At 73.0% G+C, this 21,326-nt stretch carries 20 protein-coding genes; 9 read left to right on the top strand and 11 right to left on the bottom strand.

All coding sequences use genetic code 11. The annotated features are described in order from the left end of the window. Nucleotides 1–2 precede the first annotated feature (2 nt). Entirely contained in the window at nt 3–2,684 is a 2,682-nt protein-coding gene (locus VMF70_07235; protein HTT67803.1) for a GNAT family N-acetyltransferase, read from the bottom strand. Nucleotides 2,685–2,941: 257 nt separating this feature from the next. On the opposite strand from VMF70_07235, the gene VMF70_07230 reads away from it, so the two are divergent. The 4 genes from VMF70_07230 to VMF70_07215 all read left to right on the top strand — a co-directional run bounded on the left by VMF70_07230 (nt 2,942) and on the right by VMF70_07215 (nt 7,791). Further along, complete coding sequence (locus VMF70_07230; protein HTT67802.1) at nt 2,942–3,166, top strand: hypothetical protein; 225 nt, start codon at nt 2,942–2,944, stop codon at nt 3,164–3,166. A 175-nt stretch (nt 3,167–3,341) separates the two neighbouring features. Then, nucleotides 3,342–3,815 carry a (2Fe-2S)-binding protein gene (locus VMF70_07225; protein HTT67801.1) on the top strand — a complete coding sequence of 158 codons (474 nt, stop codon included), beginning with the start codon at nt 3,342–3,344 and terminating at the stop codon, nt 3,813–3,815. Beyond that, complete coding sequence (locus VMF70_07220) at nt 3,812–5,944, top strand: molybdopterin cofactor-binding domain-containing protein (protein HTT67800.1); 2,133 nt, start codon at nt 3,812–3,814, stop codon at nt 5,942–5,944. Before VMF70_07225 ends, VMF70_07220 begins: the two co-directional genes overlap by 4 nt. Nucleotides 5,945–6,126: 182 nt before the next feature. Then, nucleotides 6,127–7,791, top strand: coding sequence for a helix-turn-helix transcriptional regulator (locus tag VMF70_07215; protein ID HTT67799.1), 1,665 nt, complete (start codon nt 6,127–6,129; stop codon nt 7,789–7,791). A 416-nt stretch (nt 7,792–8,207) separates the two neighbouring features. Here VMF70_07215 and VMF70_07210 read toward each other — a convergent pair whose 3' ends face one another. Continuing rightward, the gene (locus VMF70_07210; protein ID HTT67798.1) at nt 8,208–9,290 is read right to left on the bottom strand and encodes a hypothetical protein; all 1,083 of its coding nucleotides are present in this window, start codon (nt 9,288–9,290) and stop codon (nt 8,208–8,210) included. A 140-nt stretch (nt 9,291–9,430) separates the two neighbouring features. Here VMF70_07210 and VMF70_07205 point away from each other — a divergent pair, with 140 nt between their 5' ends. The 3 genes from VMF70_07205 (at nt 9,431) to VMF70_07195 (ending at nt 12,199) form a co-directional block, all read left to right on the top strand. Then, nucleotides 9,431–9,898, top strand: a complete 468-nt coding sequence (locus tag VMF70_07205; protein ID HTT67797.1) for a LuxR C-terminal-related transcriptional regulator — start codon at nt 9,431–9,433, stop codon at nt 9,896–9,898. A 183-nt stretch (nt 9,899–10,081) separates the two neighbouring features. Next, nucleotides 10,082–10,549 carry a cupin domain-containing protein gene (locus VMF70_07200; protein ID HTT67796.1) on the top strand — a complete coding sequence of 156 codons (468 nt, stop codon included), beginning with the start codon at nt 10,082–10,084 and terminating at the stop codon, nt 10,547–10,549. A gap of 69 nt (nt 10,550–10,618) precedes the next feature. Next, nucleotides 10,619–12,199: a serine/threonine-protein kinase gene (locus tag VMF70_07195; protein ID HTT67795.1), complete on the top strand. Its 1,581-nt coding sequence runs from the start codon at nt 10,619–10,621 to the stop codon at nt 12,197–12,199. Nucleotides 12,200–12,265: 66 nt separating this feature from the next. On the opposite strand, the gene gyrB is transcribed toward VMF70_07195, so the two are convergent. The 7 genes from gyrB to VMF70_07160 all read right to left on the bottom strand — a co-directional run bounded on the left by gyrB (nt 12,266) and on the right by VMF70_07160 (nt 18,501). Next, nucleotides 12,266–14,260, bottom strand: coding sequence for a DNA topoisomerase (ATP-hydrolyzing) subunit B (gyrB, locus tag VMF70_07190; protein ID HTT67794.1), 1,995 nt, complete (start codon nt 14,258–14,260; stop codon nt 12,266–12,268). A gap of 73 nt (nt 14,261–14,333) precedes the next feature. After that, entirely contained in the window at nt 14,334–15,347 is a 1,014-nt protein-coding gene (locus VMF70_07185) for a CHAD domain-containing protein (GenBank protein HTT67793.1), read from the bottom strand. After that, nucleotides 15,344–15,706, bottom strand: coding sequence for a DUF721 domain-containing protein (locus VMF70_07180; protein HTT67792.1), 363 nt, complete (start codon nt 15,704–15,706; stop codon nt 15,344–15,346). Before VMF70_07180 ends, VMF70_07185 begins: the two co-directional genes overlap by 4 nt. 13 nt (nt 15,707–15,719) lie before the next feature. Continuing rightward, nucleotides 15,720–16,838, bottom strand: coding sequence for a DNA replication and repair protein RecF (gene recF / locus VMF70_07175; protein HTT67791.1), 1,119 nt, complete (start codon nt 16,836–16,838; stop codon nt 15,720–15,722). Beyond that, the gene (locus VMF70_07170; protein ID HTT67790.1) at nt 16,835–17,167 is read right to left on the bottom strand and encodes a hypothetical protein; all 333 of its coding nucleotides are present in this window, start codon (nt 17,165–17,167) and stop codon (nt 16,835–16,837) included. Before VMF70_07170 ends, recF begins: the two co-directional genes overlap by 4 nt. 186 nt (nt 17,168–17,353) lie before the next feature. Beyond that, on the bottom strand, nt 17,354–17,665 hold the full coding sequence (locus VMF70_07165; GenBank protein ID HTT67789.1) for a hypothetical protein: 312 nt from the start codon (nt 17,663–17,665) through the stop codon (nt 17,354–17,356). Nucleotides 17,666–17,718: 53 nt separating this feature from the next. Beyond that, nucleotides 17,719–18,501, bottom strand: coding sequence for an enoyl-CoA hydratase-related protein (locus tag VMF70_07160; GenBank protein ID HTT67788.1), 783 nt, complete (start codon nt 18,499–18,501; stop codon nt 17,719–17,721). 35 nt (nt 18,502–18,536) lie between these two features. On the opposite strand from VMF70_07160, the gene mtnA reads away from it, so the two are divergent. Together mtnA and VMF70_07150 are read left to right on the top strand one after the other, a co-directional pair. Further along, nucleotides 18,537–19,613, top strand: a complete 1,077-nt coding sequence (gene mtnA, locus VMF70_07155) for an S-methyl-5-thioribose-1-phosphate isomerase (protein HTT67787.1) — start codon at nt 18,537–18,539, stop codon at nt 19,611–19,613. Between the two features lie 11 nt (nt 19,614–19,624). Further along, the gene (locus VMF70_07150) at nt 19,625–20,641 is read left to right on the top strand and encodes an alcohol dehydrogenase catalytic domain-containing protein (protein HTT67786.1); all 1,017 of its coding nucleotides are present in this window, start codon (nt 19,625–19,627) and stop codon (nt 20,639–20,641) included. 69 nt (nt 20,642–20,710) lie between these two features. On the opposite strand, the gene VMF70_07145 is transcribed toward VMF70_07150, so the two are convergent. Continuing rightward, a complete protein-coding gene (locus tag VMF70_07145) occupies nt 20,711–20,998 on the bottom strand; it encodes a DUF1330 domain-containing protein (protein ID HTT67785.1) in 288 nt (95 codons plus the stop codon). A gap of 23 nt (nt 20,999–21,021) precedes the next feature. Continuing rightward, nucleotides 21,022–21,326, bottom strand: a 305-nt coding sequence (locus VMF70_07140; protein HTT67784.1) for a hypothetical protein, incomplete at its 5' end; no start/stop codon positions are given.

Genomic DNA, 21,326 nt, shown 5'->3' with positions numbered 1-21,326 from the left:
GGCTACAGCGTCTTCGACACTGCCACCGCGGAGTCTTCACCCACGGTGACCTCGAACCCGCGCCGCTCGAACACCGCGATCATCGGGTGGTTGTCGGTGGTGGTCTGCGCCACGACGCGGCCGAGCTTCCAGCCCCGGGCGATCTCGAGGCAGTAGTCGGTCAGGAGCCCGCCCAGGTCCCGGTGCTGCCACTCGTCCACCACCAGCACGGCGTACTCGCCCTCCTGGTGGCCGGGGTCGGCGATGAGGCGGCCGACGCCGACGAGCCGGCGCGCGTCGCCCTCGCCGATCTCCGCCACGATCGCGATCTCGCGGGCGTAGTCGATGTAGCAGTACCGCGTGGCCACCTCGTGGGTGGACCAGTCGAACAGGTAGCGGAACCGCGAGTAGATCGTCTCCTTCGAGCAGCTGCCCAGCATCGCGAGCCACAGCGGCTCGTCCTCCGGCTTGATCGGCCGCAGCGTCACCGGCACGCCCTCCTTGAGCGCGATCCGCTTGACGTACTTCTCGGGGTACGGCCGCAGCGCGAGGTGCGCGTAGGGCTCGGCCGCCGCGCCGGCCCGGGCGGGATCGACCACCACGCGCGCGTCGAGGGCGATCACTTCCGACGGCGTGCACAGCAGCGGGTTGACGTCCAGCTCGGTGACCTCGGGCCAGTCGGCCGCGAGGTACGAGAGACGGATCAGCGTCTGGACCAGCTCCGCGACGGCGATGCCCGGGCGGCCGCGGTAGCCGGCCAGCAGCGGCCACATCCGCAGCGACTCGAGCATCCGGCTGGCCAGCCGCTCGTTGAGGGGGGGAAAGCCGAGGCTGCGGTCGCCCAGCAGCTCGGCGCCGACGCCGCCCATTCCCGCCAGGATCACCGTGCCGAAGACCGGGTCCTGCTTGATGCCGAGGATCAGCTCGAGCGCGTCGCGGGCCCGGATCATCTTCTGGACGGTGACGCCCTCGATCCGCGCATCCGGCCGCTTCTCCCGGGCGCTCCGCATGATGCCGTCCCAGGCGGCCCCGACCATCGCGGCGCCGGCCAGGTCGAGCGCCACGCCGCCCACGTCGGTCTTGTGGGTGATGTCGGGCGAGCGGACCTTGAGCACCACGGGGTAGCCGATCCGGCCGGCGATCGCGACCGCGTCGGCCGCGGACGCGGCGACCTCGGGCCGGGCCACCGGAATCCCGTAGGACTCGAGCAGCTCCTTGGACACGTCCTCCGGCAGCACGCCGCCCGCGCCCAGGCGGGTGGCCACGAAGCGGCGCTTGGCCTCCGCGCGGTCGTAGGGGAACTGGATCGCGACGTCCTTGGGCGTCTCGTACAGCGTCTCGAGGTTGCGGGCGTACGCGACCAGCGTCATGAACGCGCGCACCGCCTGCTCCGGCGTCGGGTAGGCCGCGACGCTCGCCTCGGCCAGGAGCGGCAGGCCGTCGCGCATCGCGCGGCCGCCGAGCCACGCCGCCAGCAGCGGCTTGCGGGTCTCGGCGGCGAGCTTCGCCAGGCTCCGCGCGGTGGCGGTGGGATTGGTCATCGCCTGGGGCGTCACGATCGCCAGCACGGCGTCCACGCCCGGGTCGGCGAGCACGCTCCCGACCGCCTTCTCGATGCGCTTCGAGTTGGCGTCGCCCAGCACGTCCACCGGGTTGGCGTGGGACCACGCGGGCGGCAGGTCCTCGTCGAGCCGCGCCATGGTCCCGGGCGCGAGCGCGGCGAGCACCCCCTGCGCGGCGATCAGCGCGTCGGTGGCGATGACGCCGGGCCCGCCGGCGTTGGTGACGATGCCGAGCCGCGGCCCGGCGGGGATGCGGCCGCGCCCGATCAGCGCGGCGCAGTCGAACACGTCGCCCAGGTCCGGCACCCGCGCGATGCCGGTGCGCTGGAACGCCGCGTCGTACACGGCGTCCTCGCTGGCCATCGCGCCCGTGTGCGAGGCGGCGGCCTCGGCGGAGGCGGGGAAGCGGCCGGCCTTGAAGGCGATGATCGGCTTGTGGCGCGCGAACGCCCGCGCCGCGGTCATGAACCCCCGCGCGTCGGAGACCGACTCGATGTAGAGGATGATGGAGCGGGTGTGCTCGTCCTCGCCGACGTAGTCGATCAGGTCGCCGAAGTCCACGTCCAGGCTGTTGCCGATGGACACGAAGTGCGAGAACCCGATCCGGCTCTCCAGGGCCCAGTCGAGCACCGACGCGCACAGCGCGCCGGACTGCGAGATGAAGGCGATGTCGCCGCTCCTCGGCATCGCGGGCGCGAAGCTCGCGTTGAGGCCGAGGTGCGGGACGATGACGCCCAGGCAGTTGGGCCCGACGATCCGCATCCCGTCGTAGCGCGCCTGCACCGCGCGGATCTCCTGCTCGAGCCTCCGGCCGGCCTCGCCGGTCTCCTTGAAGCCCGCCGACACGACGATCACCCCGCGGATGCCCGCGTCGCCGCAGGCCGCCACCTGGGCGGGAACCTCCGCCGCCGGCGAGCAGACGATGGCGAGATCCGGCGTCTTCGGCAGCGCGCCGACGGCGGCGTAGCACGGCACGCCCAGCACCGCTTCCTGGCCCGCGTTGACCGGGTAGACCACCCCCCGGAATCCCCCGCCGACGAGGTTGCCGAGCACCTTGCCGCCGACGCTGTTGGGGTTCTGCGTGACGCCGACGAGCGCGATGCGGGTCGGGTTGAAGATGCGGCCGAGGTTGTGGACGTCCATGTCCTGACTCCGGCGTGCGCCGGGCAACGGCGGTTCGTGTCCGCCCCCGCACGGACCAGCGCATATCGCGGGCCATCGGGGCGGGCGCGGCGCCCGGGCGCCGCCGCCGCGGGCGGCCCGCCGCGCCTCCCGCCGATACCTGATTCTTACATGGCCTTGACCCGGACGCCGCGGGAACGGGTGCAGCCTCCCCCGGTGGCCGCGCGGCCCCGACGATCGGGGCCCGGCGCGGCGTCCCCGCATCCCGGGAGGTCCGGATGTCCCCCAGTCGCAGGGCCGCGGAGCACCACCGCCACGCGGCCGAGCATCACGAGCACGCGGCCCGGCACCATCGCGAAGCCGCGAAGCACCACGAGAGCGGCGACCACCGCAAGGCCGCGCACCACGCCCACGTGGCGCACGCCCACCACCTCCAGGCGCTCGACAACGCCGAGGAGGCCGCCCTCGCCCACGTGGAGGCGCACGGCGACGCCGGCGAGTAGGGGAACCCCGGGCCCGGGCGGCGGCGCCGGCGCGCCCGCGCTTCCCGGGCCTTGACAGCGGGGGTCGCGCGGCGGCTACCTGGAGACCGTCCGCGCGGAACCCGCCGGCCGAGCCCCGGGTAGTCCACCACGGCGCGCCGGCTCCGCGTCCGTCCCTCCACCAGGCAGGTCCCCGATGACCGAGACCGTCGGCTTCACCCTGAACGGCAGGCAAGTCAGCCTCGACACCGATCCCCAGCGCACGCTGCTGTGGGTGCTGCGCACGGACCTCGAGCTGACCGGCACCAAGTACGGCTGCGGCGAGGGCCTGTGCGGCGCCTGCACCGTCGTGGTGGACGGGCAGGCCGTGCGCTCGTGCATGACCGATCTCGCGTCGGTCCAGGGCAAGCGGATCACCACGATCGAGGGGCTCGAGCAGAACGGCCAGCTGCACCCGCTCCAGGCCGCGTTCCACGAGCACGGCGGCTTCCAGTGCGGCTACTGCACGCCGGGCATGATCATGAACGCGTTCGGGCTGCTGCAGAGCCATCCCCGGCCGACGCGCGAGCAGATCGTCGAGGGGATGGAAGGCAACCTGTGCCGCTGCGGCGCGCACCAGCGGGTCGTCGCCGCCATCCAGTCGGCCGCGGGGCAGGGGGGCCAGCCATGACCGACCTCGCCCGTCACACCCGGATGGACCGCCGCGGCTTTGTGAAGGCCTTGGGCGGCGGCGTGCTCGTCCTGGTCAGCGCCCCGGCGCTCACGACCGGCCTGGCGGCGCAGGGCCGCCGCGGGTACCCCACCGACATCAACGCCTACCTGCACATCGCCGAGGACGGGAAGGTCACGCTGTTCTCGGGCAAGATCGAGATGGGCCAGGGCGTGACGACCTCGCTGGCGCAGATGGCCGCCGAGGAGCTGGGCGCGCCCCTCGAGAGCTTCACCGTCGTCGCGGGCGACACGGCCTCGTGCCCGTGGGACGCGGGCACCTGGGGCTCGATGACCACGCGGTTCTTCGGCCCCGCGGTGCGGGCCGCCGCGGCGCAGGCGCGGCTCGTCCTCACCGACCTCGCGGCCGGTCGCCTCGGCGTGCCGCGCGAGGCGCTCACGGCCGAGAACGGCGTCGTGTACGTCACCGCCGACCGCGACCGGCACGTCAGCTACGGCGAGCTGGCGAAGGGTCAGGAGATCACTCACACCGTCGGCGAGAAGGCGGTGCTGCGCGCCGTGCGCGCGTTCCGCGTGATGGGCCGGTCGCCGAAGCGGCTGGACGGGCGCGAGAAGGTGACCGGCGCCGCGAAGTTCGCCGGCGACGTCCGCCGTCCCGGCATGTTGTACGCCCGCATCGTGCGCCCGCCGGCGCACGGCGCCACGCCGAGGAGCCTCGACACCGCGGCCGCGGCGGCGATGCCCGGCGTCAGCGTGGTGAACCACGACGGGCTCGTCGCTGTGCTCGCGCCCGACCCCGAGACCGCCGCCCGGGCGCACGACGCGGTCAAGGCGGAATGGGACGTGCCGGCGACGACGGTGAACACCGAGAGCATCTTCGAGCACCTGCTCTCGGCATCGCCCCGCGCGGAGACCGCGGACGAAGGCGGGGACCTCGCGGCCGGCCGCACGGCGGCCGCGAAGACCTTCGACCAGACCTACTACAACGCCTACGTCGCCCACGCGCCGATGGAGCCCCACGTGGCCGTCGCGGAATGGCAGGACGGGAAGGTGACGGTCTGGGCGGCGACGCAGTCGCCGTTCGGGCACCAGGGCGAGGTGGCGCGCGCGTTCGACCTTCGCCCGGAGAACGTCCGGATCGTCACGCCGTTCGTGGGCGGCGGGTTCGGCGGGAAGGGCTCCGGTGCGCAGGTGGTCGAGGCGGCGCGTCTGGCGCAGGCGGCCGGCAAGCCGGTGATGGTCGCCTGGACGCGCGCGGAGGAGTTCTTCTACGACACCTACCGGCCCGCCGCGGTGGTGAAGGTGCGGTCGGGCATCGACGCCGCGGGCCGCATGACGTTGTGGGACTACGACGTCTACGCCGCCGGGTCGCGGGGCTCGGACGTGTTCTACGACGTTCCCAACCGGCGGGTGCGCGCGTTCGGCGAGCAGAGCGACACTCGCGGCACGGCGAGCTACCATCCGTTCGCGACCGGACCGTGGCGCGCGCCGGGCGCGAACACCAACCGGTTCGCGGCCGAGTCGCAGATCGACCTGATGGCGGCGGCGGCCGGGACGGATCCGCTGGAGTTCCGCCTCAGGAACACGCAGGACCCGCGGATGCTGGGCGTGTTGCGCGCGGTGGCGCGCGCGGCCGGCTGGCAGGCGCGCCCGTTCCCGGCGCGGAGCGGCCGCGGGCGCGGGATCGCCTGCGGCATCGACGTGGGGACGTACGCCGCGCACGTCGCCGAGGTCACGGTGGATCGCGCGACCGGGGCGGTGAAGGTCGAGCGCGTGGTGTGCGCCCAGGACATGGGGATCGTGGTGAACCCCGACGGCGCCAGGATGCAGACGGAGGGCGCGATCACGATGGGCCTGGGGTACGCGCTGAGCGAGGGCCTGCGGTTCGAGGGCGGGAAGATCCTGGATGCGAACTTCGACTCCTACACCCTGCCTCGGTTCTCGTGGCTGCCCCGGATCGAGGTCGTGCTGGTGCCCAACGACGCGCTGGACCCGCAGGGCGGCGGGGAGCCGGGGATCATCAACATGGGCGGTGCGATCGCGAACGCGATCTTCGACGCCACCGGCGCCCGCGTGTACCACCTGCCGATGACGCCGGAGCGGGTGCTGGAGGCGATCCGGAAGGTGTGAGGCCGGCGCCCGCGCGGACGCCTGGGGAACGCGAAGACGGCCGCCCGGTTCGGGCGGCCGGTTTCGCTCCCGCAGCGGCGCCGGGCCCGTTGCCGCTCACCGGACCGACCGGCGGCCGGCGCGGCCGGTGGCCCGCCGCCGGCTTTACTCCGGCCGGGACCGGCCCTACCGTTGTTTTCGTGGTGTCGCAGCATCTCTCACCCGACGCACGAATCGAGGCCGGCCAGGCGGCGCTGGCGGGCGGCTCCTGGGAGGAGGCGCGCGCCGAGTTCACTGCCGCGCTCGAGGGCGCGGAGCGCGCCGAGGCGCTGGAGGGCCTGGGGCTCGCGGCCTGGTGGCTCGACGACGGCGCGCTCACCCTCGACGCGCGCGAGCGCGCCTACCGCGCCTATCGCGAGAACGACGACCCGCTCGGCGCCGCCCGGATGGCCATCTGGCTGGTGTGGGACTACGCCGCGTACCGGGCCGAATACGCGGTGGCGGGCGGGTGGCTCGAACGGGCGCGCCGGCTGCTCGAGGGCCGGGAGCGGACCAGCGAGTACGGCTGGCTGCTGGTGCGCGAGGGCGAGATCGAGATCTACCGGCTCCACGACCCCGCGAAGGCCCGGGACCTGGCGCGCCGGGCGGCCGAGCTCGGGCGCGCGCTGGACGATCCGGGCGTCGAGATGATCGCACTGGCGCTGGAGGGCCTGGCGCTGGTGACCCAGGGCCTGGTCGAGGACGGGATGCGGCGCCTCGACGAGGCCACCGCGGCGGCCACCGCGGGCGAGGTGAAGGAGCTGCACGCCGTGGGCGTCGTCTGCTGCTGGCAGATGTTCGCCTGCGAGCGGGTGCGCGACTACGAGCGCGCGGCGCAGTGGTGCATCCGCGTCAAGGAGTTCGCCAAGCGGTGGCGCAATCTTCCGCTCTCGGCGGTGTGCCGCTCCCAGTATGCCGGCGTGCTGATCTGGCGAGGCGAGTGGGCCGCGGCCGAGGCGGAGCTGACGGCGGCGGCGAGCGACCTGGGCGCGACCAAGCCGGCGATGGTCGGCCAGGCCATGGCGCGCCTGGGCGAGCTGCGGCTCAGGCAGGGCCGCCTCGACGAAGCGGCCGGGCTGTTCGACCAGGGCGGCGGCTACCCGTCCGCGTCGCTCGGCCGGGCCGCGCTGATGCTGGAGCGCGGCGCGGCGCGCGATGCCGCGGTGGAGGCCGAGCGCCTGCTGCGCCAGCTGCAGCCGGAGGATCGCACCAGCCGCGCCGCCCTCGTCGAGCTGGCCGTGCGTGCGCGCGCCGGCTGCGGGGACGTGGAGGAGGCCGCCGGCCACTTGGCGGAGCTGGAGCGGATCGCCGCCGGGGTCGGCACCGATCCGCTGCGCGCCTCCGCCGCGGCGGCCCGCGGGGCGCTGGCGGTCGCGCGCGGCAATCACCAGGCCGCGGCGCTCGGCTTCGAGGAATCGGCCGATCTCTACCGGAAGAGCGGCGCGCCGTACGAGGAGGGCCGGACGCGGATCGACCTGGCGGCGCAGCTGGCGCGCGTCGGCCAGCGCGATCGCGCGCGGCGGGAGGCCGCCCGGGCGGCGGAGGCGCTGCGGCATCTGGGCGCGGCGCGGGAGGCGGCGCGCGGCGACGCGCTCGCGGCCGAGCTGTCGGCGCCGGCGGCCCCGAAGGCCGCGGCGAGCCCGCTCACCCCTCGGCAGGTCGAGATCCTCCGGTTGGTGGCGCAGGGGTCGAGCAACGCCGAGATCGCGCGGCGTCTCGCGCTCAGCGAGCACACCGTCAAGCGGCACGTGGCCAACCTGCTCACGCGCCTCGGCCTCAAGACCCGGGCCGCGGCCGCGGCTCACGCGGCGAAGCTCGGCCTGCTCTGACCGCGCCGAACTCCCAAACCCCAACTCCCAAACCCCACCCCCCAGACCCCGGTCTTTCCATGGCCCGTTCGAGCCATGGACCGACCGTGGCCCGTCCGGGCGTAGCGCGCTGGCCGTCCCGGTCGCAGGGTAGAACCCGACACCACACTTCTCATCACGTTGACGGGCGTGTACAGCGTGTGGCTCGAGATGCCGGCGGGATACGTCATTGAGCCGTGGGGCCGTTCGCGATCACCTACATGCGCCAGACCGACGACCCGCGCGGGACGACGGCGTCGCAGTAGGGTGGCGCTCGAGCGAACGCAGCCGAGTTCGCGCCACGAGTTCGTCAATGCAGCGTCAAAGAGCCCCTAACGCACAGCGCCCGGCACGACGCCGGGCGCTGCCCACCTTCTCGGTCCCGATTGCCGATGCGACTACCTGCGGTCTTGCTCCCGCGTGGCCCACAGGACCGCATGTTCCTGGCCAGTCGCGGTAACGGCACCACCGACCACCTGGCCTCGATTGTTGATAGCCTGGGCCCAACTGACATCCCCCCCGCCGGGGAGGATCCCCAGATCGGTCATCGCCCCATTGTCCCAGAGGAATGCGTGGTAGGCCCCGTCCGCCAGGGAGCTGCCGCCGGCGACCTGGCCCGCGTCGTTGATCCACTGCGCGTAGCTGTAGCCGCCTCCCAGGTCCCCGAGGTCGCGCATCTGGCCACGCTGCCAGAGGAAGGCGTGTGTGGTGACATCGCCCACCAGTGCGCTGCCTCCCACCACCGTACCGGCGCCGTTGATGTGCGAGGCCCCGGCAAAGCTTCCCCCTAGGGTGCCGAGGTCGTGCATCACCCCGTCCCTCCAGAGGAAGGCGTCTTCGACCAGGTCCCCGGTGAGCATCGCGCCGCCGACGACCACGTCCTCGTTGTTGATGCCGTTTGAAAAGGAGGAGCTCCCCCCGAGCGTTCCGAGGTCCCTGATCCTGCCATGCCGCCAAAGGACGGCGTGAAAGAGGTTGGCCGGCGTTAGGCCGCCGCCGGCCACGTCACCAGCGTCGTTGATGTCGAATCCTTCGGTGTAAGAGCCTCCCAGACCTCCGAGATCCATCATCCTGCCGTGACTCCAGCGGAACGCGTGCCAAGCGGTGTCCCCCGCGACCTGACTGCTGCCGACGACCTCGCCTTCATCGTTGATCCCGATCGCCTGGGACGAGGTTCCGCCCAACGTGCCAAGATCCGTCATTCTCCCGTCCTTCCATAGGAAGGCGTGGCCCGCGCCGGCTTGGGAGACGTCGCTGGCGCCGACCACCCAGCCGTCGCTGTTGATCGCCTGGGCGTAGGAGTTGGCTCCTCCCAAGGTGCCGAGATCCTTGATCGTGACCGTCCGCGCCGCTTTGGAAAGCGACGGACTGGCCCCCAGCGGCACGGCAGACTGGGTGGGCTCTGGCGCCGAGGGTTGTTCGCAGGCCACCAGGAACGCCACCGGTGCCGCCAGCGCCATCACTTCCCACTTGAGGAACATGAACCACCTCCGTGGCGGACCCATAGCCCGCCTGAAGACGTGACGCCGGGCTGCCCCCGGTCCCGCGACCGAACCCAGCAGACCCGCGCTTGCTTGCATGCCAAGTTGAACCTCAGGCGTAGTGCGCGCGTCGCACCGGCATCGCGGCGGCGTCGAAGCGACTCAATGGGGCTTCCAGGAAGGAGTTACCCAGTACGTCTCGCCATCGGAGCGGGCGCGGGGCAGGAGAGGTCCATCCCCTAGGCGACGAAGAAGGCGGCTGGGACAAATCAGGGCGTCAGGGCCAAGACCACCACTGCCGCGCCGCCACCGGGCGGGCGACGCTCCTGCGCCGCCTCGGCGCGGAGCGCGCGGCCGGGCAGGGCGAGGCGCTACTCCGGGAGCTCGAGCAGCGCGAGCCGCCGCGCCCCGGGCCCGGGGCGCTCACCCGGCGCCAGCTGGAGATCCTGCGGCTCGTGGCCCAGGGCGCAAGCAACGCCGAGATCGCGCGCCGCCTGTCCTTGAGCGAGCACACCGTCAAGCGGGACGCGGCGAGCCTGCTCACCCGGCTTGGCCTCAAGACCCGCGCGGCGGCGGCCGCCCAGGCGGCGAAGCTCGGCCTGCTCTAGCCCTTCACACCCTGCACCCTGCATCCTGGACCCTGTCGTCCATGGCCCGTTCGAGCCATGTCGCGCCTTTGGCCCTTCCGGGCGAAGCGCCCTGGCGCCGACCCTGCTAGCGTAGCCTCCGACACCACTCCTCTCCTCACACTCATCGGCCGCGAGCGTCGCGGCCAAGCTCGGAGGTTGCGCATGCGTACCATTCGCCTGGCCGCGGTTGCCGCGGCGGTACTCGTCCTGGGTCTCGCGGCGTTCCAGCTCGCCGCCGGCCCCACCCCGGCCGTGAAGTGGGGCCCCGCGCCGCCGTTCTTCCCCGCCGGCGCGCGGTTCGCCGTCGTGCAGGGCGACCCGTCGGGGTCGGGCGTGTACACCGTGCGGCTCGAGATGCCGGCCGGCTACGTGATCAAGCCGCACTGGCATCCCACCGACGAGTACATCACCGTGCTCTCGGGCCGCTTCCTCGTCGGGATGGGCGACTCAGTTGATACGAAGCAGGCCATGGCGCTGGGGCAGGACGGCTTCGCCACCGCGCCGGCGCAGGCGCACCACTTCGCGGTCGCGGCGCGGAAGACGGTGGTGCAGGTGCACGGCATGGGACCGTTCGCCATCACCTACGTGCGACCCACCGACGACCCGCGGGGCACGACGGCGTCGCAGTAGCGGGCCAGCCGCCGACACGCCGACCTGAAGGGGCCCGCCGAGGGCCCCTTCGTGTGTTAGCTTATGCCCATGACCGCCGGCGTCAGCGCGGAGTTCCTCGCCCTTCAGCAGGTCCTGGCCGGCCGCTATTCCATCGAGCGCGAGCTGGGGCGGGGCGGGATGGGGATCGTCCTCCTCGCGCGCGACGTCGCCCTCGACCGCCTGGTCGCGATCAAGCTCCTGCCGCCGCACCTCGCGGCGAGCGTCGAAGCGCGGGACCGGTTCCTGCGCGAGGCGCGCACCGCGGCGGGGCTGTCCCATCCCAACATCGTCCCCATCCACGCGGTCGAGCAATCGGGCGACCTGGTGTTCTTCGTGATGGGGTACGTGGACGGGGAGACGCTGCGGGAGCGCGTGGATCGGTCCGGGCCGCTCGCGCCGCGGCTCGCGATGAAGGTGATGCAGGAGGTGGCTTGGGCGCTGGGCTACGCGCACCAGCGCGGGGTGATCCACCGCGACATCAAGCCCGACAACATCATGATCGAGCGTGCCACCGACCGGGCGCTCGTCACCGACTTCGGCATCGCGGTGCGCGGCCGCGCCGGCGAGAGCGGGACCGGCGAGGTCGTGGGCACCGCGCGCTACATGAGCCCGGAGCAGGCCCTGGGGGAGACGGTGGACGCGCGGAGCGATCTCTACTCGCTCGCGGCGACCATCTTCTACGCGCTCACGGGCCGGCCGCCGTTCGAGGGTGCCAACCTGCCGGCGATCGTCACCAAGCAGGTTTCGGTGCCCGCGCCGCGAGTGATGACGCTCCGCCCCGAAGTTCCGACCAGGCTCGGCGACCTCATCGACCGGTGCCTGCAGAAGGACCCGGCGGCGCGGGTCCAGACCGGGGACGAGGTCGCGCGGATCGCCGGCGAGGCCCGGGGGCGCGATCTCCGGGCGCCGCCGCTGGTGCGCTCGTTCCTGAGGAACGCCCAGATCTCCACGATGGTGGTGCTGGCGTCGGGCATCGGGGGCACGACGCTGAGCACCGGTCCCAACGGGTCCTCGTTCTCCTTCGGTGGCATCATCGGCACGGTCCTGCTCGTCCAGCTGGTGATCGTCGCCCGGCGGCTGTTGCGGGGAGGCTACGCGTTCGAGGACATCCGGACGGCGCTCCTGGCCGAGGCGCAGGTGCAGCGCGAGGAAGCGGACGAGATGCATTCGGGGAAGTGGATCCGGCGCCTGAACAACGTGTGGCACCGCATCTGGGCGGGGAAGGTGGGCCGCGGCTTCTTCAAGCTCGCCGGCATCGGCCTCAGGAAGTCGGAGCGGCGCGCCATCGCCTCGGCCGACCCGACCGAGCTGGTGCTGGGCCGCTCGGTGCTCGCGGCCTGGGAGGCGTTGCCGGCAACCGAGCGCGAGGCCGTGAAGGACGTGCCGGCGGTGGTCGAGCGGCTGGAGCGGGAGGCGGAGGTGCTGCGCGCGCAGGGCCGGTCGGGGGAGCGGCTGGCCGAGACGGTGGCGGCGCTCGAGAACGTCCGGCTCGCGCTGCTGAAGCTGCGCGCGGGTGCCGGCACGGTGGGCGAGCTGACGCTGTGGCTGGAGCGCGCGCGCGACATCGGCGAGTACGTGGATCAGCGCATCGAGGCGGAGCGGGAGGTGAAGGGGCTGCTGGACGGGTGAGGCCGGAACAGCGCGCGGGGCCCCGGCCGGAGCCCCGCGCTGCCGCCGGTGCCGGGCCGCCGCGCCCTACACGTCCAGGTTCCGCACGAACTTCGCGTTCTCCTCGATGAACTTGCGGCGCGGCTCCACCTCGTCGCCCATCAGCACTTCGAACAGCTGGCTCGCCTCGAACGCGTCCTCCATCTCGACCTTGAGGATGGTGCGCGTCGCCGGGTCCATCGTCGTCTTCCACAGCTGCCCGGGGTTCATTTCGCCGAGGCCCTTGTAACGCTGGATCATGATGTTGCGCTTCTTCGCCGGCTTCCCATCCTCTGCTTCCTCACTCGCGGCTTCGGCGTCCTCGGAGCTCGCACCTGGAGCCTGTCCATTGGACAGGCGACGCACGAACTCGTCACGCTCCGCCTCGTCGAAGGCGTAGTACTCCTCCTTGCCGCGGGCCACCCGGAACAGCGGCGGCTGCGCGATGTACACGTAGCCCGCGTCGATGAGCTGCTTCATCTCCTTGTAGAAGAAGGTCAGCAGCAGCGTGCGGATGTGGGCGCCGTCCACGTCGGCGTCGGTCATGATGATGATCTTGTGGTAGCGCGCCTCGTCGAGGGTGAAGTCCTCGGACACGCCCGTCCCGATCGCGGTGATGATGGTGCGGATCTCCTCGTTGCTGAGGATCTTGTCGATCCGCGCCTTCTGCACGTTGAGGATCTTGCCGCGCAGCGGCAGGATCGCCTGGAACTGGCGGTCCCGGCCCTGCTTGGCCGAGCCGCCGGCGCTGTCGCCCTCGACCAGGTAGATCTCGCACATCGCCGGATCGCTGAGGGAGCAGTCGGCCAGCTTGCCCGGCAGGATGCCGCCCTCGAGCCCGCTCTTCTTGCGCACCAGGTCGCGGGCCTTGCGCGCGGCCTCGCGCGCCAGCGCCGCCGAGGCCGCCTTCTCGACGATGGCCCGCGCCACCGGCGGGTGCTCGTCGAGGAAGTTGCCGAGCAGATCGTTCACCACGCTCTTCACGATCCCCTCGACCTCGCTGTTGCCGAGCTTGGTCTTGGTCTGGCCCTCGAACTGCGGCTCCCGGACCTTCACCGACAGCACCGCCGTGAGGCCCTCGCGCACGTCGTCGCCGGAGAGCGTGAAGTCCGCCTTCTTCAGCGCGCCGCTCTTCTTGGCGTACTCGTTGATGGTGCGGGTGAGCGCGCTCTTGAAGCCGGTGAGGTGCGTCCCGCCCTCGTGGGTGTTGATGTTGTTGACGAAGGTCAGCGTGTTCTCGGTGTAGCCGTCGTCGTACTGCAGCGCCAGCTGCACGTCCACGCCCTCGCGCACGGTCTCGATCGCGATCGGCTTGGGGTGCAGCGGCTTCTTGCTCTGGTTCAGCCACTGCACGAACTCGACCAGCCCGCCCTTGTAGAAGAACGTCTCCTGCCGCTCCTGGCCGGGCCGCTCGTCCTGGAAGGTGATGGTCAGGCCCTTGTTCAGAAACGCCAGCTCGCGGAGCCGGCTGGCCAGGATGTTGTAGTCGAACCGCGTCTCGGTGAAGATCGTGGCGTCCGGCTTGAAGCGGACGATGGTGCCGGTGCCCTTCACCTTCTCGCGCAGGTTCAGCTTCTTCACCGTCTCGCCGCGGGCGAAGGCCATGTGGTGCCGCTGGCCGCTGCGGTCCACGCACACTTCGAGCCGCTCGCTCAGCGCGTTCACCACCGAGATGCCGACGCCGTGCAGACCGCCCGACACCTTGTAGGTGTTGCGGTCGAACTTGCCGCCGGCGTGCAGCACCGTGAGCGCCAGCTCGACGCCGGGGATCTTCTCGGTGGGATGCATGTCCACCGGGATCCCGCGGCCGTTGTCCTTGACGGTGACGCTGTCGTCCGGGTGGATGATGACCTCGATGCGGTCGCAGAAGCCCGCCAGCGCCTCGTCCACCGAGTTGTCCACCACCTCGTAGACCAGGTGGTGGAGGCCCCGCGAGCTGGTGGAGCCGATGTACATGGCGGGGCGGCGGCGGACGGCCTCGAGGCCCTTGAGGACCTGGATCTGTTCCGCATCGTAGGCTTTGGCGGCTTGATCCTTAGTCATAATCCCTGACGAGAATGGGTGTAGGGTGTGGGGTGCAGGGTGTCGTCCGCCCCCCGAGCAGCCCGCGAAGCGCTCACCGCACGATCCTGAGCGAGGCCACGGTCTTCTGCGACGGCGCCAGCCTCAACTGCACGGGCGCCGCCTCCAGCCGCACGAACCGTGGCGCCTCGAGCGGCACGACCGCGCCCGCGGGCTCGGTGCGCGCGCGCCACTGCCGCCGCAGCCGCAGGAAGCGCCGCTCCAGCCTGGCCCGGTCGGCGGCCAGCCGCTCCGGCAGCACCCGCCACGCGCCCGCGAACAGCCGCGCCTCGACCGGCGGAGCCGGCTCCTCCTGCTCGCCCGCCAGCCACGCGAGCAGCAGGTCGTGGTCGTGGATCTCGCCCAGGCAATCCTGCAGCAGCCGGGTCAGGCGCCGCTCCTCGTCGAACGCGATCCCGCACGTCTCGGCGTGGAACTCCAGCACGTAACGGAGCCGCTTGATGCCGATGCGCAGGGCGTGCAGGTCCTCCGCGGCGGGACGGCGCTCGGTCATCCCCGGGCGCGCCGACACGCGTCGCGCCTCGCGGTGGATCACGTCGGTGAGGTGCCGCGCCGCCATCGCCTCCTCGCCGCCGCGGGCCACGAAGCGGGGCCGGCGCGCGAAGTCGCGCAGCGCCCGCTCGAGCCTGGCGTAGCGCCCGCGCTCCAGGCTCGCCGTCAGCTTCTGCTGCGCGCGCCAGCGCCGCTCCTTCAGGGCCGCGAGCAGGTCCTCGAGCCGCGCCGCCTCCACCCCCTCGAGGTGCGGCAGGTGCCGGTCCTCGAGCAGCTCCGTCACCACGTCGAGGTCGCGCACCCGCCCGAGGGCCCGCGCCAGCCAGCGCAGCCGCGGGCGGCCGGCGCGCCGCGGGGGCCGCACCACCGACCCGAACAGGGCCAGCGCGGCCCGCAGGCGCCGCACCTGCACCCGCATCTGGTGCACCGCCTCGGCCTCGCCGCTGCGCCGGACCGGCTTCTCCCAGCGCAGCAGCTCGCGCACCTGGCGTGCCACGATCCGGCTCGCCGCCTCGCGCACGGTCAGCGCGCGCGCGGCCGTCAGGGCCGCCTTCATCGCTTGCCCCTCGGGCGCGGGGCGTAGCGGCCCGGCGGCTCGCGGCTCTCGCCGCCCAGGAGCCAGCGGATGCGCTTGATCCGGCCGGTGGACCGGTCGGCGTTGATCAGGGAGAGCACCTCGGGCGTCATCAGCGACAGCTCCTGCCTCCAGGCGCTCGACTTCACCCGCACGAACAGCGTGCCGTCGGCCGCCACCGACTCCGGCACCGCCGCGCCCGCGATCTTCTCACCCACGAGATCGGACCACGCGGCCACCACCGCCGCCTGGCCCAGGCGGTCGGCCAGCCCCGCCGACTTGAGCACGCCGGTGAGGATGTCCCCGACCCGGGTGGGACGTGACCTGCGCCGTTCCGTCACGCGTCGCGCTCCCTCATGCCGCCTCGATGCGCCCGTCGCGGATCTTCCACCGGGGGAGCCCGCGCACCGCCCCCGGCATCTCGCCGTCGCGCGGCACGGTGGCGAAAACCTGGCTGCCGCGCGCCGCGAGCCCTTCCACCAGCCGGCCCAGCCGGGCGCTGCGCTCGGCGTCCAGCTCCGCGAACGCGTCGTCCAGGCAGATCACCGGCGCGCCGCCTCCCGCCCCGGCCGGCGCGCGCGTCGCCGCGTTCCCGTCGGCCGCATCACCGTCGCCGCGCACGGCCAGCGTGTCCGCCGCGACGAGCCGGAGGGCGAGGGCCGCCGTGCGCCACTGGCCCGCCGATCCGTACACCCCCAGCTCGCGCCCGCCGAGCAGCAGCCGGAGGTCGTCGCGATGCGGGCCCACCGAGGTCGTCCCCCGCATCAGGTCGCCCGCGCGCGCGCGCTCGAGCGCCCCGGCCAGCTCGGTCTCGTCCCCCGTCCCGCGCGACGCGTGGCACATCCGGGCCTCGAGCGTCTCGCCGATCTCGGCGCAATACTCGCGGTACCGCGGCGCCCACCGCTCGGCCCAGACCCGCCGGGCCGCCGCCACCTTCGCTCCCGATCGTGCCAGCAGCGCCTCCCAGTCCGCGACGTCGTCCGCGGTGGCGCGGCAGCGGTGCCGCAGCGCGCGCCGGTACTCCGCCAGCGCCGCCACGTACCCCGGCACCACCAGCGCCAGCAGCAGGTCGATGAACCCCCGCCGCACCCGCGCCCCGCCGGTGGCGAGCTCCACGTCCGACGGGCTCAGGACCACTCCGCGCACCGCGCCGATCGCGTCCGACAGCCGCGCCGCCGGCCCGCCGCCGACGGTGACCCGCTTCTCCCTCGTCCGGGCGTCGAATCCGGCGGCGACGCCCCCACCGTCCGTCTCGGCCTCCACGCGGAAGCCGGCCTCGCCGAACCGGACCAGCTCCAGGTCGCGCGCGCCCCGGAACGACCGGAACACCTCGAGGTACAGCAGCGCCTCCAGGAGGCTCGTCTTGCCGTGCCCGTTCGGCCCCACCAGGACCAGGCCGGCGGCGGGCAGCTCGAGATCGGCGTCGGCCAGGTTGCGGAACGCGCGCACCGAGAGCCGGCCGACCCGTGCTATCGCAGCCTCACCGTGACGCTGTCCGTGACCGTGTCGTGTCCCAGCACGTCGGTCGCCGCCGCCCGGTAGCTGAACGGCCGGTGGTGCAGCCCGCCGAGCGCGATCGTGTAGATCAGGTCCGCCACGGTGTCCCGCACTTCGATGGGCGGAAACGCGATGGACGCGCCCGAGACCAGCAGGCTGATCGTGTCGAGCAACGTCGCGTCGCGCGCGATCACCTCGATGCTCAGCAGGCCGAGCGAGTCCACCGTCGTGTCCCGGCCCGGCCGGGTGATCACGGAAGGCGGCGAGAGGTCGGGGCCCCCGGGGTTCGGACCGGTCGGCGTCACGGCCTCCCGGCACCCCAGGACGAGCCAACCGGCCACCACCGCCACGCCCCAACGCGAGGCCGGCGTTGACTTCCGGCGGGCCCCCCGATGGGGGCCGCAAACACGCGTGTTCCGAGGCGGAATCACGCCTCGGAAGATAACGACGAAATCAATGTCAATCAAGAGGTTAAGCCGTCTCTGCGGGCGCTATTGCGAGGTCATGAGGGCGCTGTCAGAGGCCGCAAATCCGACGAGATTCCACACCTTTGCCACGAGGGTGATCAGGGTGCCCGGCGGGAGGCCCGTCGGCACCGCCCAGTCCACGTTGAGCGTGGCCTGCGTGGTGTCCGGAAAGAGATAGAGCGAGTCTCCGCCGAACCCGGGGGCCGTGCTGTGCAGCGAGACGCGGAGGCTGTCGAATCCCTCGTCCGCGAAGGCGTACACCGTGGCCGGGATGTCCCCGGGGCTGCGCGGGTGCGAGCCGATGGAGACGAGCACCTGCACCGTCGGCGGCGCCACCCGGGCGCGCGGATCGGTGCAGCCCGCCGCAGCGAGCAGGGCGAGCAGGGCGGCTACTTGCCTTGGAATTTGGCCGGCCTCTTTTCCAGGAACGCGGTGAGGCCCTCTTTCATGTCGTCGGTGGCGGCCACGAGGCCGAACGCGTCGGCCTCGAGCCGGAGGCCTTCCTCCAGCGTGACGTCGAGGCCGCGGTCCACCGCCTCCATGGTCAAGCGGAGGGCGAGCGGGCCGTTGGCGAGGATGGTGCGCATCAACCGGTCGGCCTCGGCGAGGAGCTGGTCGGCCGGCACCACCCTGCTCACCAGCCCGATGCGCAGGGCCTCCGCGGCGCCGATCTGCTCCCCGGTCAGCAGCAGGTGGAGCGCGTTGCCGCGGCCCACGATCCGCGGGAGCCGCTGCGTGCCGCCGTAGCCCGGGGTGATGCCCAGCTTCACCTCCGGCTGGCCGAACTTCGCGTTCTCGCTCGCGATGCGGACGTGGCACGCCATCGCCAGCTCGCAGCCGCCGCCCAGGCAGTAGCCGTTGACCGCGGCGAGCACCGGCTTGCCCATCGCCTCGAAGGCGCGCAGCATGGCCTGGCCGGTGAGCGAGCGCTCGCGGCCCTGGAGCACGCCCTGCCGTGCGAGGTCGCCGATGTCCGCGCCCGCGACGAACGCCTTGGGGCCCGCGCCGGTGAGGACGACGCCGCGCACGTCCGGCGCCTGCTTCAGGGCCACGGCGGCCTGGTGCAGCTCGCTCACGACCCGGTCGTTCAGGGCGTTGAGCTTGTCGGGGCGGTTCACGGTCAGCGTGGCGACGCCGTCGGCGACCGCGACGAGCAGGCTGTCGAAGTTCATAGCGAAAAAACTAGCGGGGGCATAGGTTGCCCGCTATGAGCCCGCACCCGCTCGGCTGGACGCCCGAGCGCCGCCTCGCCCTCCTCGATCAGACCCTCCTGCCGGGCGAGGAGCGCTGGATCGCCGTCGACACCGTCGCGGGCGTGGTGGAGGCCATCGCCGCGCTGCGGGTGCGGGGCGCCCCGGCGATCGGGATCGCCGCCGCGATGGGCCTCGTGGCGTCGCTGCGCGCCAGCGCGGGAGCGAGCCGCGCCGACTTCCTCGCGATGGTGGAGCGGGACGCCGCCGCGATCGGGGCCGCGCGCCCCACGGCGGTGAACCTCTCCTGGGCCATGGCCCGGATGGTCCGCCGCGCCCGGGCGGCGCAGGGCGATGCCGCCGCCGTGCTGGCCGCGCTGGAGGTGGAAGCGCAGGCCATCTGGGACGAAGACCGCGAGTCCTGCCGGCGCATGGCCGAGCACGGGCAGCGGGTGCTGCACCCCCGCCCGATGGGCGCGCCGGCCGGCGGGACGCCGGGGGCGGGGGCCGCAGGCGCGGGCGGCGATGCGCCGGTCAACGTCCTCACGCACTGCAACACCGGCTTCCTCGCGACGGGCGGCGTGGGCACCGCGCTGGGCATCGTGCACCTCGCCGTCGAGCAGGGCCGGCGGGTGCACGTCTGGGTGGACGAGACGCGGCCGCTGCTGCAGGGCAGCCGGCTCACCGCCTGGGAGCTGGGCAAGGCGGGGATCCCCCACACCGTCATCGCCGACGGCGTGGCGGCGAGCGTGATGGCGGCCGGCCGGGTGGACGTGGTGCTGGTGGGCGCGGACCGGATCGCCGCGAACGGTGACGCGGCCAACAAGGCCGGGACGTACGCGCTCGCCGTCGCCGCACGTCACCACAGCGTGCCGTTCTACGTGGTGGCGCCGACCTCGTCGTTCGATCCCGCCTGCCGCTCGGGCGACGCGATTCCGATCGAGCAGCGCGCGGGGGCCGAGGTCACCCGGGTCCTCGGCCGGCAGAGTGCGCCGGAGCGCAGCCCGGCGTACAACCCGGCGTTCGACGTCACTCCCGCGGCGTTGATCGCGGGCTGGGTGACGGAGCGCGGAATCCTGCAGCCGCCGTTCTGACCAGAGGCCTCATGCGCGCGATTCGCTATCACGGTCCCCGGCAGCCCCTCCGCCTCGAGAGCGTGCCCAAGCCCGCCCCCAGGCCCGGCGAGGTGCTGGTGCGCGTCACGGCGGCCGGCATCTGCCACACCGAGCTGCACTTCCTGAGCGGGCTCCTCAATCTGGGCGTCCAACCCCTGACGCTCGGCCACGAGGTGGTGGGCGTGGTCGAGGAGACGGGCGCCGGCGTCGAGAGCGCCACGGCCGGCGACCGCGTCATCGTCTACTACTACGTGGGCTGCGGGCGCTGCGCGCACTGCCTGGTGGGCGAGGAGAACCTGTGCGACGCGCTCGTGGCGGAGTACGGGTTCGTCGCCGACGGCGGCTTCGCGGAGTATGCCGTGGTGCCGGCGCGGAACGCCGTGCGCCTGCCGCCGGGCATCGCCGACGAGGCCGCGGCGCCGATCGGCTGCGGCGTGACGACCGCGGTGCACGCCGCAGCGCTGGCGCGGCTCGCGGCGGGCGACGTGGCGCTGGTCTACGGCGTGGGCGCCGTGGCCTTCGGCCTGATCCAGCTGGCCCGGCTCTCGGGCGCGGAGGTGATCGCGGTCTCGCGCACGCCCGCCAAGCTGGAGAAGGCCCGGGCGCTCGGTGCCGCGCACGTCCTGAACGGCAACGACGGGAAGGTGGCCGAGCGGGTGCGGGAGATCACGCGCGGCCACGGCGCCGACGTCGTCTTCGAGCAGGTGGCGACGAAGGAGACGATGGCGGCCTCGACGGCGGCGCTCGCCAAGCGCGGCCGGCTGGTGTTCATCGGCTACTCGGAGGACAGCTACACGGTGCACCCGATCCAGCTGGTGATCACCGAGGCGAGCGTCACCGGGGCGGTGGGGAACACCCTGGCGGAGCTGGTGCGGGCCGTGGACCTCGTGGCGGCGGGGAAGGTGAAGACGGTCGTGGACCGCATCCTGCCCCTCGGCGAGTTCCAGAAGGGGATCGATGCGCTGCAGAAGGGGCAGTTGATCGGTCGAGCGGTGCTGAAGCCCTAGCCGCCAGGACTCCGCATCAGCGGTTGAAACCGCGGGTCAGCGCGCACTCGCGACGGCGGGCGTCCCTCGTCAGATCCCTTCGACGACGAGGATTTTCGACCTGGCGGCCTTCTGCCTGATGCGCCGCAGCGGGCGGTACTCGGCCGACTCGATCCAGGCCCTGGCCTGGGCGACGGAGTCGAACCTGATGATCGTCAACCGCCTGGGCGCCCAGTCGCCCTCGAGCGACGCGACGGCTCCGCCTCGTGCGAGGTAGGTGCCACCGTGCGCCGCCACGACGGCGGGGCCGCGCTCCACGTACTCCGCAAACGCCGCGGGGTCCGTGACCTCCACATCGGCAACGACGTACGCGGGCATGGCGGGTGCTCCTCCGGTTTCCGTCAGAACTTCAGCTGCCGGTCGAGCGCGGCGTAACGCGGGTCGGCGCGGAGCGGGGCGAGCTCGTCGTCCAGGCGCACGTAGGTCAGCCAGATCGTGCGCTCGTCGAAGGCCCGGCGCAGCCACTCCATGCCCCGGTCGACTTCGCCGAGCGCCGCGTAGGCCTTGGCCAGGGCGATCGGATTGTAGTAGCCGGTCGCGCGGGCGGCGACCATGGAGTCCACGGTGGCGCGGGCGGCCGCCGTGTCGCCGCGCGCGAGCAGGGCGCGGACGTACGTCCCGGCGACCAGGCCGCCGTAGTACCGCC

The sequence above is a fragment of the Gemmatimonadales bacterium genome (assembly GCA_035502185.1).
GTDB lineage: Bacteria > Gemmatimonadota > Gemmatimonadetes > Gemmatimonadales > JACORV01 > Fen-1245.
This window is presented reverse-complemented; position numbering and strand designations above follow the sequence as displayed.